Below are 15,542 nucleotides of genomic sequence, written 5' to 3' on the forward strand. Positions count from 1 at the left end.
CCTGCGTGCCTGTGCTTGTGGCGATAGCGGCCGCTGCGGCCGCTGTCGCACCTGCTATTGCACCTGCTGTCGCGCGCGCCGGTTCAGGACGCGAGCGAGGCGCCGTCGCCGGACTTGGCGGGCTTGTCGCCCTGCAGCGACAACAGCTTCTGCAGCACGTCCTGCACGATCGGGCTCTTGCCGGCCACGCCTTCGATGGCTTTGCCCACCGACAGCGCCTTGGCGAAGGAATTGAAGAACTCGCCTTCGCCGCCGACGATGTCGATGTTGGCCTTGCTGAGCGCGGCGGCCAGCACGTCGGCCTGCTCCTTGGCGACTTCCTTGTTGGCCTCGATCGACGCGATCGCCTGCTCGAAGCTCTTTTCCAGCTGCATGCGGAACTCTTCGTGGGCGCGCGCGTTGTCGCTGAGCGCATCCAGGGCGTTGAACTTCTGCGCCAGGCCCTCGGCCTCGGACTTGAACTTCTGCAACAGCACTTCGGCTTCCGACAGGCCCAGGTCCTTGGTCGCCTTAGCCTTGGACACGCCCAATTGCTCCTCGCCGCGGGCCTGCGCGAACAGGTTCTCTTCCAGGATCTTGGCGTCGGCCAGGCCCTGCTTCTGCTTGGCGTCGGCCTGCGCTTCGGTCACGCGCGCCTGGGCCAGGCCTTCCTTCTCGAATGCGCCGGCGGTGACTTCACGCACGCGCGCGTCGGCCAGGCCGGGCGCCGCGCGCTCGGCCTCGATGCCTTCGGCCAGGCGCTTCTTGGCTTCGGCCTGCTTGCCGGCGGCGTCCAGCTCGGCCTGGGCCAGCGTGGTCATCTCCACCGCCTTGTGCTTGGACGCGGCCTCGTCGGCCTCGGCCTGCTTGACCAGACGCACCAGCTCTTCCTCGGCCTGCGCCTGCGCGGCCAGCACCACCACCTGCTTGGCGCGGTCGGCTTCGGACACGGCGCGCACTTCCTTGATGCGCTCCTCTTCCTGGGCCACGGTCTTCTCGACCGCGATGCGGTCGCGGATCACGTTGGCGATGTCCTTGCGCTGCTCTTCCAGGGCCTTTTCCTTGTCGATCTTCTGCAGCTCGACTTCGCGCTCGCGCGAGACGATCTCCAGGTCCTTGGCGCGGGTGACCTTCTCGACCTCGATCACCACCGCACGCTGGCGGTTCTGCTGCGCGACTTCGACTTCGCGCATGCGGTTCTCTTCGCGGATGTCGAGCTGTTCCTGCACGGCGATGCGGGCCTGCTCGGCCTTGAGGCGCTCTTCCTCGCGCACCTTGGCGGTCTCGGCTTCCTCGCGCGCCTTGATGGTCTCGATCTCGCGCTTCTGGCGCGCCTCGGCGTCGGCCTGCTGGCGTTCCAGCGCCAGCATCGCCTCGCGGGTCTCGACGTTCTTCTTGGTCATCGCCAGCTGCTCGTTGCGCTCGAGCTCGTTGGTGATCACGTTCTGGGCCGCGGTCAGTTCGGTGATCTTGCGGATGCCTTCGGCGTCGAGGATGTTGTTGGGATCCAGCGAGGCCTTCGGGGTCTGCTCCAGATAGTCGATCGCCACGTCCTCCAGCAGGTAGCCGTTGAGGTCGTTGCCGATCGTCTCCAGCACGCGGTCGCGGAAGTCCTGGCGGTTCTCGAACAGATCGGTGAACTCGAACTTCTTGCCCACCGTTTTCAGCGACTCGGAGAACTTGGCGTTGAACAGCTCGTTGACCGCCCCGCGGTCGGAGGCGCGCTCGGTGCCGACGGCCTTGGCCACCTTGAGCACGTCCTGCTGGGTCTCGTTGACACGCAGGTAGAAGGCGACGGTAATGTCCGCGCGCATGTTGTCCTTGCAGATCAGGCCGTCCTTGCCGCGGCGATCGACCTCCAGGGTGATCAAGGAGATCTGCATCAGCTCCTTCTTGTAGATCACCGGATACACCAGCGCGCCGGTGAAATGCACCTTCGGGGTCGCCGACAGGTCGTTCACGATCAAGGCCGTGCCCTGCGGCACCTTGATGTAGAAGGCCTTGAACAGGCCGAAGAAGCCGAAGATCGCGACCATGACCGCACCCGCGATCACCAGCCCCGGCAGGATGATTTCAAGATTCATTGCAGACTCTCCCCTTTGACCCAATTCGAAAATAGACGGCGGCCGAACGCGCGACGGATCGCGGACGCGGCGGCTACGGCCCGTTGAACTCGTCCTCGCCGATCACGCGGTAGGCGTTGCGTTCGGCGAAGTATTCGATCAGCACGACGCGGTCGCCGCGCTTGAAGCGCTCGGGCGCGTCATCGCGCACCTGCAGGATCAGTCCGGCGCCGCCGTCTTCGACGCTGGCGCTGCCCATGGTCGCAGTGACCGTGGGGCTGCGCACGATGGCCAGCTGACCCAGCAGCGGACGCGCCGTCGGCGGCTTGAGCTGGGCGAACAAGCGCCGCACGGGGCGCAGGGCCACGCTGCTCAGGAAGATCGAGGCGATCAGCGCGCCGGCCATGGTCGCCACGCCGAGCACGGTGTGCATCCAGTTGCCGGGCAGGTGGCGCAGCACCAGGTACTCGGCGAAATAGGTCAGGAACCAGCTGAAGAAGATCAGCGCGGTGAACACCACGGTCAGCGGAATGCCGCCCAGGCCCACGCGCATCAGGGGACCGGTGACGCCGCTGAGCCCGCCGCCGTCGGCTCCGGCGGCATCGGCCCCGTCGGCGCCGATGCCGAACGCGCCGTCGAGCAGGTCCAGGTCGATCAGGCCGGTAGCGGCGATCAGCCAGTACAGCACCACCATGATCATCAGCAGGCTGAAGATTACGGTCGGGAACGACCATACGATCTGCAGGAACACGAACACGCCCTTCTCCCCGACTATTCCGTCATCCCCGTGCGCTCCATCGCGGCCCGCACCGTGTTTGCCTTGTCCCGCTCGCGGAGTCGCTCAGCCCGCGCTTTTCTGCTTCAAACGTTCGAGCACCGAATCCGCGCTGGCCGCATCGGAGATGATGCCGGCCTGGCGCAGTTTCACATCGAGCGCGTCCTGGCCTTCGTCTTTGGCCAGTTCGGCCGCCGCGTCCATGCGCGCGCCGCGTTCGGCCTGCTTGAGCTTGATCCGCTCCAGCGATTCCACCGCGGTCTGCATGCGGCTTTGCGAGCCGCTGTAGCGGTGGGCGACGGCGGCCTGCGCGCGCTGCACGCTCTCGGTCGCCTTGACCGTATCGAGCTGCTGCTTGAGCCGGCGGATGTTGCCTTCGGCCTGGGTGATCGCCTTGCGCAGGTCGACGATGCTGGCGGCGAACTGGCGCGCTTGGTGCTCGTCGCCGTCGCGGCTGCTTTCGAGCAGGGCGATCTTGGCCGCGACTTCGCGCGCCAGCGGCTCGTCGCCGCCTTCCAGGGCCTTCATCGCATAGGCTTCGTATTCGGCGACCTTGTCGCGCGAGCCGGCCAGGCGGTCTTCGGCCAGCTTGTGCTTGGCCATGATCTCGGCGAGCGCTTCCTTGGAGCGGCGCAGCTCCAGGTCGGCGTCGCGGATTTCCTGGTCGAGGATGCGCAGCGCCTGCCCGTCGACCAGCGATTCGCCGACTTCGTTGGCGCCGCCGCGCAGGGCGGTCAACAGCTTGCTCCAGATGTTCATGCGTGCGTCTCCTGGGTCGGCCGCATCACGCGGCCTCGCGCAGCTGGGGTTCGTAGGCTTCGGTGGCCTTGATCACGTTGTCGGCCAGGGTCTCGATCTCGAACAGCACGTTCGACAGCGAGGACCCAGCGCTGAGCGCGCCGAACATGATGTAGACCCGCTCGCCGTCGGCGAGGGTCTCGATGCCGACCGTGGACAGAGGAAACATCTTGTGGGTGCGCAGCACTTCGTCGTTGAACGATGCAGGATCGCGCACCTGGGTCACCGGCCACAGCAGCGCCTCGACCACGATCTGTTCGCCGACCACGGCCATGAACAGCGGCAGGTCGCCGTACTCGGACATCACCACGTGCAGGCCCGGCTCGGCGCCGTCGATCAGTTCGATCCGGGACTCGCCGCTGCGGAATTCCTCGGTCGCCGACAGCGCCTCGTACAGGGCCGTCGCCGTCCAGTTCTTCGACTCGCTCACTCCACTCTCCTTATCGGGTCGCGCCGTCGGGACGCCGATCGCCCCCCGCGGCTGACGCATGCGCTTTTCGACCGCCATCAGTTCGTCGCCGAACTCGGGCAGGATCCACACCTCCTTCTTGACCAGCCCCTTCTGCCGCAGGCGTTCGCGGTGCAGGCGCTGGTAGTGGGCGGAGGTTTTGCGTTCCATGGAGCGCACGTTATCGCATCACATGTAACGACTACAAGTGCTTACATGTGATATCCCGACGAACGGCGATTGGGGCCGAGTCCGCGCCACAGTTCAATAAAAACAACAAGTTGCCTGGCCCGACGCCGAGACCGTCCTAGCCGGTCTCGGCATGCTCGTTACTGAGTCGATGCGATGTGCCGGCACGCCAGGCGTGCCGGCCGCCTCTCAAGCCAGGCGCCGCGGCCCTAGCGCCTGCTGTTCCTGGGCCTGGGCGCGCTGCGCGTCCTGGGCGAGCTGCTGCTGGCCGACCTGGTCGAGCTGGCGCTGCGAATCGGCCACCGGAGTGCGTGCGGCCTCCTGCACCGGCGTGGCGCTGACCCGGTGCGCGGGGTCGTCGAGCCGCCCCTGCACCGCGATCAGGTTGCCGTTGAGGTCGGGGCCGCCAGTGTGCGCATCGCGACTGAAGACCAGATGGTCGATGCCGGTCATGCGCGCGCGGCTCGCATCCACGGCCACGCCCATCGCGGTGCGCTGCAGTTCCTCGTTGCTGGCCTGCTTGCCGTGGCGCTCGTACAGCGACTGCACCTGGCCGAGGGCGTCGCGGTACAGCGGGTTGTCGGACGCGGCATCGCTGCGCTGGCCGGTGGCGCGCTCGCGTTCGCCCGGCGCGGTCACCGGCGCGTCGTTGCCGGGCACGCCGTCGGCCGGCACCTCGACCGGACCGCGCGTACCGCCGCCGGGCGCGGCGTTGCCCAGGGTGATGCCGAGGTTGCCGCTTTCGAATTCCTTGACCGTGACCGTCGCGCCGGCCTGGTCGGTGATGCGCAGGTCGGCGCCCTGCACCAGGTAGGTGTAGCGGCCGTCTGCGCTGCGGTAGGTGTTCTCGGGATCGCCTTCGTTGCGCACGCCGCCGGTCAGCGCCTGCCCGCCCCAGCGCACTTCGCCGAGCTTGTCGCTGTCGAGCACGGTGTCGCCGTCGCCGACCACGTAAGTGTCGTTGCCCTGCCCGCCCTCGAGGCGGTCGCGGCCGGCGCCGCCGATCAGGATGTCGTCGCCGCGCGCGCCGCGCAGCGTGTCGTCGCCGCCTTCGCCGATCAGCAGGTCGTTGCTGGACACTTCGACGTTGTTGCGCCGGCGAGTGGCGTCGAGGGTGGCAGCGTGTTCGGCGTCGACCGCGACCGTGGCCGCGTCGCGGCCCGGATCCAGGTAGATCGCACCGGCCTCGAAGGCTTCGTTGGTGAGGCGATCGGCCAGATCGGGGTGCTCGCGGCGCAAGTCGGTGAGCAGTGCGTTGCGCGCCGGCGCCAGGGCCTCGCGGATGGTCTGCACTTCGCCGTAATCGGCGGTGATGTTGCTGTAGTCGCGGTTGGCCAGGTCGATCATGTTGCGGCCCTCGACGCGGCCGTCGATGGACTCGCCCCAGTTGCGTTCGTCGCGGACGATGCGGTCGCGGTGCATCTGGAAGCTGCGATAGACGTCGCGCGCTTCGTCGGCGCCGACGTTGGCCGGGTCGTCGTACAGACCGAACAACTGGCCTTCCATGTAGCGGCGCTTGCGCAGGCCGCCCTCGGAAGGCGCGTGCGAGCCCCAGGAGTTGTAGCGCAGCTCGAACCAGGCTTCGGCGCGGTCGCCCGCTTCGACCGCGTCGCGGAACGGTTCCATGTTGCGGTTATAGGAACCGACGCCGCGGTTATAGACCACCGACACCGCCGCGGCTTTTTCGCGCGACATCGGCATGTTCAGCGCATTGACCGGCGCTTCGTATTCGGGGATCGAGGCTTCCAGCAGCCGATCGGCCTGGGCGGCGTCGAGCGCGCGCGGGAAGGTCAGGCCGAGTCGGGTGCGGTCGGCGGCGGGGGCTTCGTCGATGCGCTGTAACAGCGCGCGCTCGTCGCGGGTCAGCTCGATCCCCGAGCGATCCCATATCTCGACGTTGTTGGAGCGGTTGAAGGTGTAGCCGTAGCCGATCGTGGCGCGGGCGTCGCCGACGTCCTGCGAACGCTCGTGCAGCGACTCGGTGATCTTGACCAGCCGTTTGATCAGCTCGTTGTACTGCTCTTGGGTGAGTTCGTTGTAGTCCATGACGCTTGTCGCTCCTGGTGATCCGCCCCTCCTGGGGCGCGGGTATTGCGGTTGTTCACATCAGATCGGCGTAGTCCCCGATCTGGTCGCACACGGGCTTGGGCGGATCGGCCAGTTCGACCACGCGTTTGGCATCGGGGTCCTTGCCTTTGCTGGCGCCGACGATGCCGTAGACCAGGTAGTAGCGGCCGTCGCGCTCGATCAGGCCGAAGCGCGACATCTCGCTGAAGTTGTAGCGGCCGCCATCGGCGCGCTCGACCGCGAACTCGCATTCGGAATAGCTGCCGGCGCCGCATTCGGCCGACAGGCTCTTGAGGCCGTGGCGGCCGCCGAGATCGAAACGGTAGCCGAGGCCGCCTTCGTCGGAGCCGCCGGGCGTGAGCTGGTAGCGCTCGTATTGGCCGGAGGCTTTCCATTCGCGCACCTGGGTGCACAGGTCCGGGGACGGGGACGTGCCGGTCGGCGCGGCGGTGGCGCAGGCCGAGGCCAGCAAGGGCAGGACCAGGGTGTAGGCGAGTTTGCCCATGCATCGCTCCGTGATGACGTGATCGCTTGCGTAGCGCAAAGCATGCCGCGCGCCCGTTGCGGCTACAAGCCGGGACGCGGGCGCGCTGCGCTGTTCAGTTTTTGCGATGCGGCGAACCGGGCCGGCGGCCCGGCCGGCTCAGGCGGAAATACCGTGCAGTCGACGCGCTTCGTCGATCCGCGACTTCACCATCGGATCGATCTCGCTCAGTTCGGCCTGCTTGAAGATGTTGCTCAGCACGCGACGCTCGTCCTCGTCGACGATCCGGTCGCGCAGGGCCAGCGCGAGCAGCTTTTCCAGCTCGGCGACATCAAGCTCGCCGTCGTTGGTGAAGGCCGGAATCGAGGCCAGGGCGATTTCGAGGTGGCTCTTGGGGGCGGCCATGGGCGGCTCCTTGCGTTGCGTGCGGGGCTTCGATCCTAACGCGGCGGGTGTGCGGATCGTGACGAACGCGATCGCTGCGCGGTGGTACGCGCCGCTGCGCATCCGAACCTGCGCGCAAACAAAAAGCCCGCGCTTGCGGCGCGGGCTTTCGGGTACGGCGGCCGGACGCGCCGGCGGCGTCGCTTACCAGACCACTTCGGCCATCGAGCAGTTCAGGCCCGAACCGATGCCGAGCAGGGCGACGCGGTCGCCCTTCTTCAGGCGGCCCATCTCGCGCAGCTTGCTCAGCACGATCGGCACCGAGGCCGGGCCGATGTTGCCGTGCTCGTTGAAGATGGTCAGGACCTTCTTCGGGTCGATGCCGAAGGCCTTGATGAAGGCCTGGGTGTGGACCTGGCTGACCTGGTGGATGACGAATTCGTCGAGTTCGTCGGCGACCCAGCCCAGCGCGCCCATCGCCGCCAGCCAGGTGCGCTGGGCGAGCTTGAGGCCCTCGGTCAGCAGCATCTTGGTGTCGGTGACCATGCGGTCGAGGTTGCCGCGGCACAGGCCGTTCCACTGCGTCGCGGCGCGGGTGACGCCGCCGCGGTAACGCGGCGCGCCCGGCGCGAGTTCGGAACGCGCCATCACCATGGCCGCGGCGCCGCAGCCCAGGGTCAGGGTCGCCAGTTCGTTGCGGAACTGTTCGGCGGTGGCGTCGGGCGCGGTCAGGCGCTCGAGGGTCTTCTCGTAGGCCAGGCCGGCGGTCTCGCCGTCCACGACCAGGGCGTAGTCGATCTCGCCGCGCTCGATCATGCGCGCGGCGATGTCCATGCCGTTGATGAAGGCCAGGCAGGCGTTGGCGACGTCGAAGTTCTGGCAGTGCTCGGACAGGCCGAGGTTGCCGCTGACGATGCTGGCGGTGGACGGCTCGAGGTAGTCGCGGCTGACCGAGGTGTTGACCAGCAGGCCGACGCGGTCGGGCTCGATGCCGGCATCGGCCAGCGCCTTGACGCCGGCCAGGGTGGCCGCGTCGGAAGCGAGCATGTCGCCGTCCCACAGGCGACGCGCGTGGATGCCGGCGATGTCCTTGAGCACGTCGGCCTTGATGCCGAGCCGGTCGAGGGTCGGCTTGAGGCGTTCGTTGATCTCGTCCGAGCTCAGGCGACGCGGGGCGTCGATGTGGGCGAGACCGGCGATGGCGACATGTTGGAACAGCATGGGCGGCAAACCGTGGGCGGAAACACGAAAGATTAACGGGTTCCACGCCGCCCTGCATTAAATGGTGTCACCCGGGCCACTGAAAGGGCGTCAGCGGCTGAAGCATTCAGCCGGTGCCGGCCGGCACCCGAACGGTGCCGGGACCCGCAAAAGCGGGCTGCGGGCCCTGGATCGGGCCCTAAGGCGGGTCGGACGGGCTTTCAGCCGCCGACCGGGTAGGTCTTGGCGCCTTCGGCCGGGGCGGCGGCGGGCCGACCGACGGTCGGAGCCTGAGCGCCGCAACGGTAGGCGGCATAGCGCTGTTCGCCGTTGGCCGGCGGCGCCAGCGGCTGGATGGTGTCGGCCTGCAGGCCCGGGGCCTCGTTGCGGGCCAGGGTTTCCAGCTCCTCGCTGACGCGCAGGGCGTTGCGTTCGTAGAAGGCGACGCTGTCCTTGACCGAGACCGCGACTTCACCGCGCTTCTCGCAGGCCGGCGCGGCGCCGCCGCTGAGCACGCGCACCGCGGACGCGCCGGGAGCCATCTGTACCCAGGTGCAACCGCCGAGGACCAGGGCGGCGAACAGGGAAGCGGCGAGCGGACGATTCATGCGGAGCTCCGGCGGGGGCGTCGTGGGTGACGCGCATTCTGGCTGGGTGTGCGTGAATTTGGGAGGACTGGGTGGGGGCGGCCCTCACCCCAACCCCTCTCCCGCTAGCGGGAGAGGGGCTTCAGAGCGTTGAGGACCTTGATGTCTGCGCTGCTGCCTGCGAAAGGAACCAGAGCGCGGACGCTCGCTGTCCCTTCTCCCGCCTGCGGGAGAAGGTGCCCGTAGGGCGGATGAGGGCGGCGGCGGAGGTTGGAGTTGCATGCGTGCGGCGGCCCTCACCCCAACCCCTCTCCCGCGAGCGGGAGAGGGGCTAAGAGCGTTGAGGACTTTGATGCCTGCGCGGCTGCGGTGAGGCTTTGATGTCTGCGCTGCCGCGAGCAAAAGGAACCAGAGCGCTGACACCCGCCATCCCTTCTCCCGCCTGCGGGAGAAGGTGCCCGCAGGGCGGATGAGGGCGCCCCGCTACGCCCTTACTTCTTGACCGGCTTGCCGTCGGCGTCGACCGACTGCACCTCGCCCAGCTTCAGATCGCGGATCGGCTGCTCGATCTTGGACAGATCGCCGACCACCACCCAGGTGACCGCGGCCGGATCGATGGTCTTGGCCGCGGCCTGCGCCAGCGCCGGGGTCATGGCGTCGTTGCGGGCCTTGTACTGGACGATGTAATCGTCCGGGCGGCCGTAGCGCAGATTGCCGGCGACCTGGCCCAGCACCGCGCTCGCGGTCTCGTAGGCGCCGGGCAGGCTGAGCGTGTTGCTGGCGCGGATCTTCACCACTTCGGCGTCGGTGATCGGCTCCTGGCCCGAGGTGAAGGCGTCGATCTCGCGCTTGAGCTCCTTGATCGACTCCACGGTCTTGTCGCTCTGCACCGCCGCCGAGGCGATCCACGGGCGCTGGCCCTTGGTGTTGCTGGCGCCGCTGTAGGAACCGTAGGCCCAGTGCTTGTCCTCGCGCAGGTTCATGTTGAGGCGCGAGCTGAACTCGCCGCCGAGCACGCCGTTGGCGAAGTCGAAGTCGATCGAGCCGGCGTCGGCGGTCGGCGGCACTACTTCGCCGACGTAGATGTTGGACTGGATCGCGCCGGGCTGATCGACCAGGAACACGCGCGGCGCCTGCGGGCGCGGCACCGTCGCGACCTCGGGCAGCGCCGGAGCGTTCGGCGCCGGCTTCCAGTCGCCGAAGCGCTTTTCCAACTCCGGCACGATGGCCTTGAGCGTGGTGTCGCCGACCACGACGATGCGGACCTTGTCGGGCTGCAGCCAATCGCGGTGGAAAGCGACCAGATCGTCGCGGGTCAGCGAAGCGATCGAGGCCTCGGTGCCACTGCCGGTGAACGGGATCGCGTAGGCGTGGCCGGCGCCGTACAGCAGCGGCGGCAGCACGCGCAGCGCGGCGGTCTGCGGACGCGCCTTCTCCTGCTTGATGCCGGCCAGCCAGGTCGCGCGCACGCGCTCGATCTCGGCGGCGTCGAAGCGCGGACGGCGGACCACGTCGGCGAACAGGTCCAGCGAGGGATCGAGCTTGTCCTTGAGCGCCGACAGGCTGATCGAGGCACTGTCCAGGCTGGCGCCGGCGCTGAGCTCGGCGCCCAGCGCCTCCTTGCGCGCGGCCAGCTGCAGCGCGCCGTAGTCGCCGGCGCCCTCGTCCAGCATCGACATCGCGAAGCTGGCGGTGCCCAGCTTGCGGCCCTGGTCGGCGGTGTAGCCGCCCGGGAATTCCATCAGCAGCTGCACCACCGGGATCTCGTGGCGCTCGACCAGCACCACCTCCATGCCGTTGGACAGCTTGCCGCGCTGCGGGGTCGGGAAGCTCAGCGCCGGGAAGGTCTTGGTGACCGGCACGCCCAGGCTGCGGTCGACGTCGGACTTGACCGTCTTGAACCTGGGATCCGGCGCCGGCACCGCGGCCGGTGCGCCGGCCGGTGCGGCCTGCGCGGTTTCCGGCAGCGACGAGGCCGGCTTGTCGCTGGGCTGCACGACCAGGGTGTGCGAGCCCACGCCCAGCCACTTCTGGCCGGCCGCGCGCACGCTTTCCGGCGTCGCCGCCATCAGGGTTTCCAGTTCCTCGCGGTAGCAGTCGGGCTTGCCGCTGTAGACCGCGCACTCGGCCAGCACGTCGGACTTGCCGCCGAAGCCGCCGATGCGCTCGATGCCGCGCACGAAGTCGGCGCGGATCGCGGTCTTGGCCTGATCGAGTTCCTCGGCGGTCGGGCCCTGGGTCAGCAGGCGCTGCAGTTCCTCGTCGACGATCTTCTCGACCTTGGCCGAATCCACGCCTTCCTTGACCGTGGTGGTGATGAAGAAGGTGCCGCTGATCTCGCTGTTCCAGACCGAGGTGCCGACGTTGTCGGCGAGCTTGTCCTGGTGGACCAGGCGCGTGTCCAGGCGCGAGGACGCGCTGCCGCCGAGCACCTGGCTGAGCAGGGTCAGCAGGGTCGAATCCTTGCTGCCGTTCTCGGCGACCGGCCAGGCGCGGTAGACGCGCACCTGCGGCACGCGGTCGGGCACGGTCTCGCGGGTGTCCTGGGCGCGCTTGGGGATGTTGGCCGGCATGTCCTTGAGCGTGGCGCTGGCGGGGATGTCGCCGAAGTAGCGCAGGGCTTTTTCCTTCGCCGTCTTCAGGTCGATGTCGCCGGCCAGCACCAGCACCGCGTTGTTGGGGCCGTACCAGCTGCGGAACCAAGTCTTGACGTCGTCCAGCGAGGCCGCGTCGAGGTCGGCCATCGAGCCGATGGTCTGCCAGCGGTAGGGATGGCCGGCCGGATACAGCGCCTCGAACATCTTGGCGTTGATGCGGCGGCCGTAGGGCTGGTTCTCGCCCTGGCGCTTCTCGTTCTGGACCACGCCGCGCTGCTCGTCCAGGGTCTTCTGGTCGATCGCGCCGAGCAGGTGGCCCATGCGGTCGGATTCCATCCACAGCGCGGTGTCGAGCGCGGTGGTGGGCACGTTCTGGAAGTAGTTGGTGCGGTCCTGATTGGTGGTGCCGTTCTGGTCGGTCACGCCGACCAGTTCGAACGGCGCGAAGAACTCGCCCTTGTGGTTCTCCGAGCCCTGGAACATCAGGTGTTCGAACAGATGGGCGAAGCCGGTGCGGCCGGGCTGCTCGTTCTTGCTGCCGACGTGGTACCACAGGTTGACCGCGACGATCGGCGCCTTGCGGTCGGTGTGCACGATCACGCGCAGACCGTTGGGCAGGGTGAACTCTTCGTACGGGATCGCGACCGAGGCCTTGGGCGCGGCGGCGAACGCGGGCGCCGGCGCGGCGGCCCCAGCGCCGATTGCGGCGGCCAGGGCGAGAGCGAGGGCGGCGGCGCGCGGGCGGGCGCGGGACGTCGGCGAGATCGGGGACATGGTGGCTCCTGAGACGGTCGGATTGGTGCGAAACGAATGGGAGCGCACGGGGACGGATCCCGCGCGCGACCCTGCATCCTAGTCGCGGCGGCCGCTCCGGGGCACTAGGCCACAAGTTAGGTAGGGGGGTACGGCCGGTCTGCGTTGCGCACTTTACGTGCCTAGGGCGCCGGGGCCGGGCCCCGCATAATGACCGCATGTTCGACGTCATCCTCTACCAGCCCGAGATCCCGCCCAACACCGGCAACGTGATCCGGCTGTGCGCCAACACCGGCGCGCGCCTGCACCTGATCGCGCCGCTGGGCTTCGAGCTGGAAGACAAACAGCTCAAGCGCGCCGGCCTGGACTATCACGAGTACGCCCGCCTGCGCGTCCACGACGGCCTGGACGCGGCGCTGGCCGCGATCGCCCAGGACCAGGGCGCGCCGCCACGGCTGTACGCCTTGAGCACGCGCGGGCGCACCCGCCACGACCGCCCGGCCTACCGCGCCGGCGACGCCTTCCTGTTCGGCCCGGAAACCCGCGGCCTGCCGGGCGAGGTGCTGGATGCGGTGCCCGAGGCGCAGCGCCTGCGCCTGCCGATGCGCCCCGACAACCGCAGCCTCAACCTGTCCAATGCGGTCGCGGTGGTGGTGTTCGAGGCCTGGCGTCAGCTGGGGTTCGACGGCGGCGAGTGAGAGGCGGCCGCCATGCCGCCGCCCCTGCCGTGACCCGCGCTCAACCGACCAAGGCCACCCAGGCGCCGAGCGCGACCACCGCCAGCGCGCCGGCGGCGGCGCCCACCAGGATCCGCTCCTGCCGTTGCGAACGCGCCAGCGCGTCGCCGTAAGGCATCGTGGTGTGCGCGATCATCGTGTACAGCGGCAGCCAGGTGCGCGGCAGCAGGCGGTTCAAGGCCACGTCCAGGCGCTTGCGCGCGAGGAACCACGGCGACTGCACCTTCTGCCGCAGCTCGACGAAGTTGGCCTTCGACAATTCCGCCAGCGTATCGGTGTGCGGGCGGCGCGAGCGCTCGTAGTCGGCGAACGCGGCCGCACGGTCGCCGTGCTGGCGCGCCAGGGCCGCCATCAGCGCCGAGCAATCCTCGAACGCCGAATTCATGCCCTGGCCGTAGAACGGATACACCGCGTGGCAGGCATCGCCGACCAGCACCATCCAGTCCTCGCGGCTCCACGGCGCGGTGCGCGTGGTCACCAGACTGCCGACCGGATGCGCCATCCATTCCTCGACCAGCTGCGGCAGCAGCGGCACCAGATCGGGGAAATAGGTCGCGAACAGCGCGCGCACCTCGTCCTCGTTGCGGGTGGTGGCGAAACTGTCCGGGCCTTCGAACGGCAGGAACAGAGTCAGCGTGTGCGAGCCGTCGCGGTTGGGATGGGAGACGAACAGGCCGTGCGTGCGCGGCCATACGTGCAGCGCTTCGAGCTCGATCGCCGAGCTGCCGTCGGCGCGCGGCTTCAGGGTCAGTTCCTTGTAGCCCCACTCCAGGTATTCCTGGTGGTAGTCGGCGCGTTCGCCGCGCTGCATTTCCTGCCGCGCTCGCGAGAACGCGCCGTCGGCCCCGACCACCCAGTCCGGGCGTACCTTCAACGAGGCGCCGCCGGCTTCGAACTCCAGCTCGCGCGCCGCCTTGTCGATCGCGACCAGGCGATGGCCGAAATGCAGACGCAGCTGCGGATAGCGCTCGGCGCGATCCAGCAACAGGCGGTTGAGTTCGTTGCGGTCGATCGAGTGCAGCACTTCGCCGCGATCCTTGCCGTAGGGCTGGAAGCGGGTACTGCCGTCGGGCGCGTGGATCACTCGGCCGCGCATGGTCACCGACATCGGCATCACCGCGTCGATCAGGCCGGCCTCGGTCAGGGCCTGGATGCCACGCTTGGACAGGCCCAGGTTGATCGAACGGCCGCCCTCGGCGCCGCCCAGGCGAGGATCGGGCCGGCGCTCGTAGACGTCGACGCCGTGACCGAGTTCGGCCAGGCGCAGGGCCAGCAGCGAGCCGGCCAGGCCGCCGCCGACGATGGCCACGCGCGAGCCCGCAGGCGGTGCGGTTTGCGGTGCGGCTCGCGTCGCGGGTTGCGTATTCGCGGCCATGTCAGCTGGCGTCATCGGCGACGGTTCCGGCGGTGCGGGCACGGCGCGCGCCCGCGGACGCGCGCGCGGCGGTGCGCGGCATCGCGCTCAGGCGCGGCGATTCGATCAGGCTGGCATCCAGGCGCTGCTCCAGTTCGGCCTCGACCAGGGCCTCGATCGCCTGTTCGAAGTTGTTGCGGCGCAGGTTGGGGCCGAGCCGGCGCAGGTAGGAACGCAGGTAAGCCGCACGCACTTCCGGCGGATCGATATCGCGGCGCAGGAACGGCAGGTCGGATTCGACCATGTGCCGGATCGCCAGCATCGGGATCGGACTGCGCAGCGGGAAGAACTCGGGATTGCGCAGGCCCGGGCTGCTGTTGTGGGCATGGAACTCGCCCAGCATCAGGCCCAGCTCGACGAAGCCGCCCTTGTTCGCGGCCTGGATGCGGTCGATCATCGCCGCGCCGTCGCCGCCCAGGTTCGGAAACACGATCAGGATCGACTTGTTGACCGCGGCCGCGCCGCTGCGCGGTTCGATCTCCAGGAACAGATCGCGGTAATGGCCGATCAGTTCGCCCAGGCGTTCCGGGTCGGGGTCGCGGTCGTCGATCTGGGTCAGCCAGATCGTGTCCAGGCCCAGCGCCAGCGGCGTGAACGGACACACCGGTCCGGTGCGCCCCAGGTCGGGATGCGGACGCGCGAGGAACTCGCGCACCCAGCTCACCGTGGTCGCCAGCGGCGAGTCCGGATGCTGGTTGCGCTCGACATCGGACGCGCGCAGCAGTTGCCCGCGCGCCGCCGCTCCTGCGCTTTCGACGTGGGTGCGCGCCGCCATCAGCGCCGCATCCGGGTCGGGCATTTGGAAGGAATCGTTATCTGGGCTCATCGCCTCGCTCCTTGTCCCCAGCCTATCCGCCACGGATCGCATTGCGCACGCTGAGCGGGCGCATGTCGGTCCACAGCTCGCGGATGCGGGCCAGGCAATCGTCCTTCGGTCCCTCGAAGCCGGCATCGCGCCAACCCTCGGGGACCGCATACGCCGCCGGCAGGATCGAGTACTGGTCTTCGTGATTGACCAACACGCGATACATGCCGAGATCCATCTCTTCTCCTTGCATAACTCCTCC

14 protein-coding genes are annotated in these 15,542 nt (G+C 68.6%); 1 reads left to right on the forward strand and 13 read right to left on the reverse strand.

All coding sequences use genetic code 11. From position 1 onward, the window contains the following. Nucleotides 1–83 precede the first annotated feature (83 nt). From ASD78_RS10450 to ASD78_RS10495, 10 genes are all read right to left on the reverse strand, one after another. Nucleotides 84–2,063 carry a flotillin family protein gene (locus tag ASD78_RS10450; protein ID WP_056101086.1) on the reverse strand — a complete coding sequence of 660 codons (1,980 nt, stop codon included), beginning with the start codon at nucleotides 2,061–2,063 and terminating at the stop codon, nucleotides 84–86. 73 nt (nucleotides 2,064–2,136) lie between these two features. Further along, nucleotides 2,137–2,799, reverse strand: coding sequence for a hypothetical protein (locus ASD78_RS10455; RefSeq protein ID WP_056101089.1), 663 nt, complete (start codon nucleotides 2,797–2,799; stop codon nucleotides 2,137–2,139). Nucleotides 2,800–2,883: 84 nt separating this feature from the next. Continuing rightward, nucleotides 2,884–3,576, reverse strand: a complete 693-nt coding sequence (locus ASD78_RS10460) for a PspA/IM30 family protein (protein WP_056101091.1) — start codon at nucleotides 3,574–3,576, stop codon at nucleotides 2,884–2,886. 25 nt (nucleotides 3,577–3,601) lie between these two features. Beyond that, complete coding sequence (locus ASD78_RS10465; protein ID WP_056101094.1) at nucleotides 3,602–4,234, reverse strand: YjfI family protein; 633 nt, start codon at nucleotides 4,232–4,234, stop codon at nucleotides 3,602–3,604. Between the two features lie 207 nt (nucleotides 4,235–4,441). Next, complete coding sequence (locus ASD78_RS21745; protein ID WP_056101097.1) at nucleotides 4,442–6,298, reverse strand: XVIPCD domain-containing protein; 1,857 nt, start codon at nucleotides 6,296–6,298, stop codon at nucleotides 4,442–4,444. A gap of 55 nt (nucleotides 6,299–6,353) precedes the next feature. Next, nucleotides 6,354–6,824, reverse strand: a complete 471-nt coding sequence (locus ASD78_RS21530) for a hypothetical protein (protein ID WP_235566484.1) — start codon at nucleotides 6,822–6,824, stop codon at nucleotides 6,354–6,356. Between the two features lie 138 nt (nucleotides 6,825–6,962). Further along, a complete protein-coding gene (locus ASD78_RS10480) occupies nucleotides 6,963–7,208 on the reverse strand; it encodes a hypothetical protein (protein WP_156087705.1) in 246 nt (81 codons plus the stop codon). Nucleotides 7,209–7,391: 183 nt separating this feature from the next. Further along, on the reverse strand, nucleotides 7,392–8,408 hold the full coding sequence (locus ASD78_RS10485; protein WP_055905128.1) for a 3-oxoacyl-ACP synthase III: 1,017 nt from the start codon (nucleotides 8,406–8,408) through the stop codon (nucleotides 7,392–7,394). A gap of 200 nt (nucleotides 8,409–8,608) precedes the next feature. After that, a complete protein-coding gene (locus ASD78_RS10490; RefSeq protein ID WP_082559764.1) occupies nucleotides 8,609–8,995 on the reverse strand; it encodes a DUF4156 domain-containing protein in 387 nt (128 codons plus the stop codon). A 470-nt stretch (nucleotides 8,996–9,465) separates the two neighbouring features. Continuing rightward, on the reverse strand, nucleotides 9,466–12,345 hold the full coding sequence (locus tag ASD78_RS10495) for a pitrilysin family protein (RefSeq protein ID WP_056101103.1): 2,880 nt from the start codon (nucleotides 12,343–12,345) through the stop codon (nucleotides 9,466–9,468). A gap of 197 nt (nucleotides 12,346–12,542) precedes the next feature. Between ASD78_RS10495 and ASD78_RS10500 the strand changes: the two genes are divergently transcribed. Continuing rightward, nucleotides 12,543–13,022 carry a tRNA (cytidine(34)-2'-O)-methyltransferase gene (locus ASD78_RS10500; protein WP_055905135.1) on the forward strand — a complete coding sequence of 160 codons (480 nt, stop codon included), beginning with the start codon at nucleotides 12,543–12,545 and terminating at the stop codon, nucleotides 13,020–13,022. A 40-nt stretch (nucleotides 13,023–13,062) separates the two neighbouring features. On the opposite strand, the gene ASD78_RS10505 is transcribed toward ASD78_RS10500, so the two are convergent. The 3 genes from ASD78_RS10505 to ASD78_RS10515 form a co-directional block, all read right to left on the reverse strand. Beyond that, a complete protein-coding gene (locus tag ASD78_RS10505; protein WP_056101106.1) occupies nucleotides 13,063–14,370 on the reverse strand; it encodes an NAD(P)/FAD-dependent oxidoreductase in 1,308 nt (435 codons plus the stop codon). Between the two features lie 67 nt (nucleotides 14,371–14,437). Further along, nucleotides 14,438–15,301, reverse strand: a complete 864-nt coding sequence (locus ASD78_RS21205) for a DUF6875 domain-containing protein (RefSeq protein WP_200944162.1) — start codon at nucleotides 15,299–15,301, stop codon at nucleotides 14,438–14,440. A gap of 22 nt (nucleotides 15,302–15,323) precedes the next feature. Next, entirely contained in the window at nucleotides 15,324–15,533 is a 210-nt protein-coding gene (locus tag ASD78_RS10515; RefSeq protein WP_055905140.1) for an MbtH family protein, read from the reverse strand. Nucleotides 15,534–15,542 lie beyond the last annotated feature (9 nt).

This window comes from Lysobacter sp. Root667 (genome assembly GCF_001427715.1).
GTDB lineage: Bacteria > Pseudomonadota > Gammaproteobacteria > Xanthomonadales > Xanthomonadaceae > Lysobacter.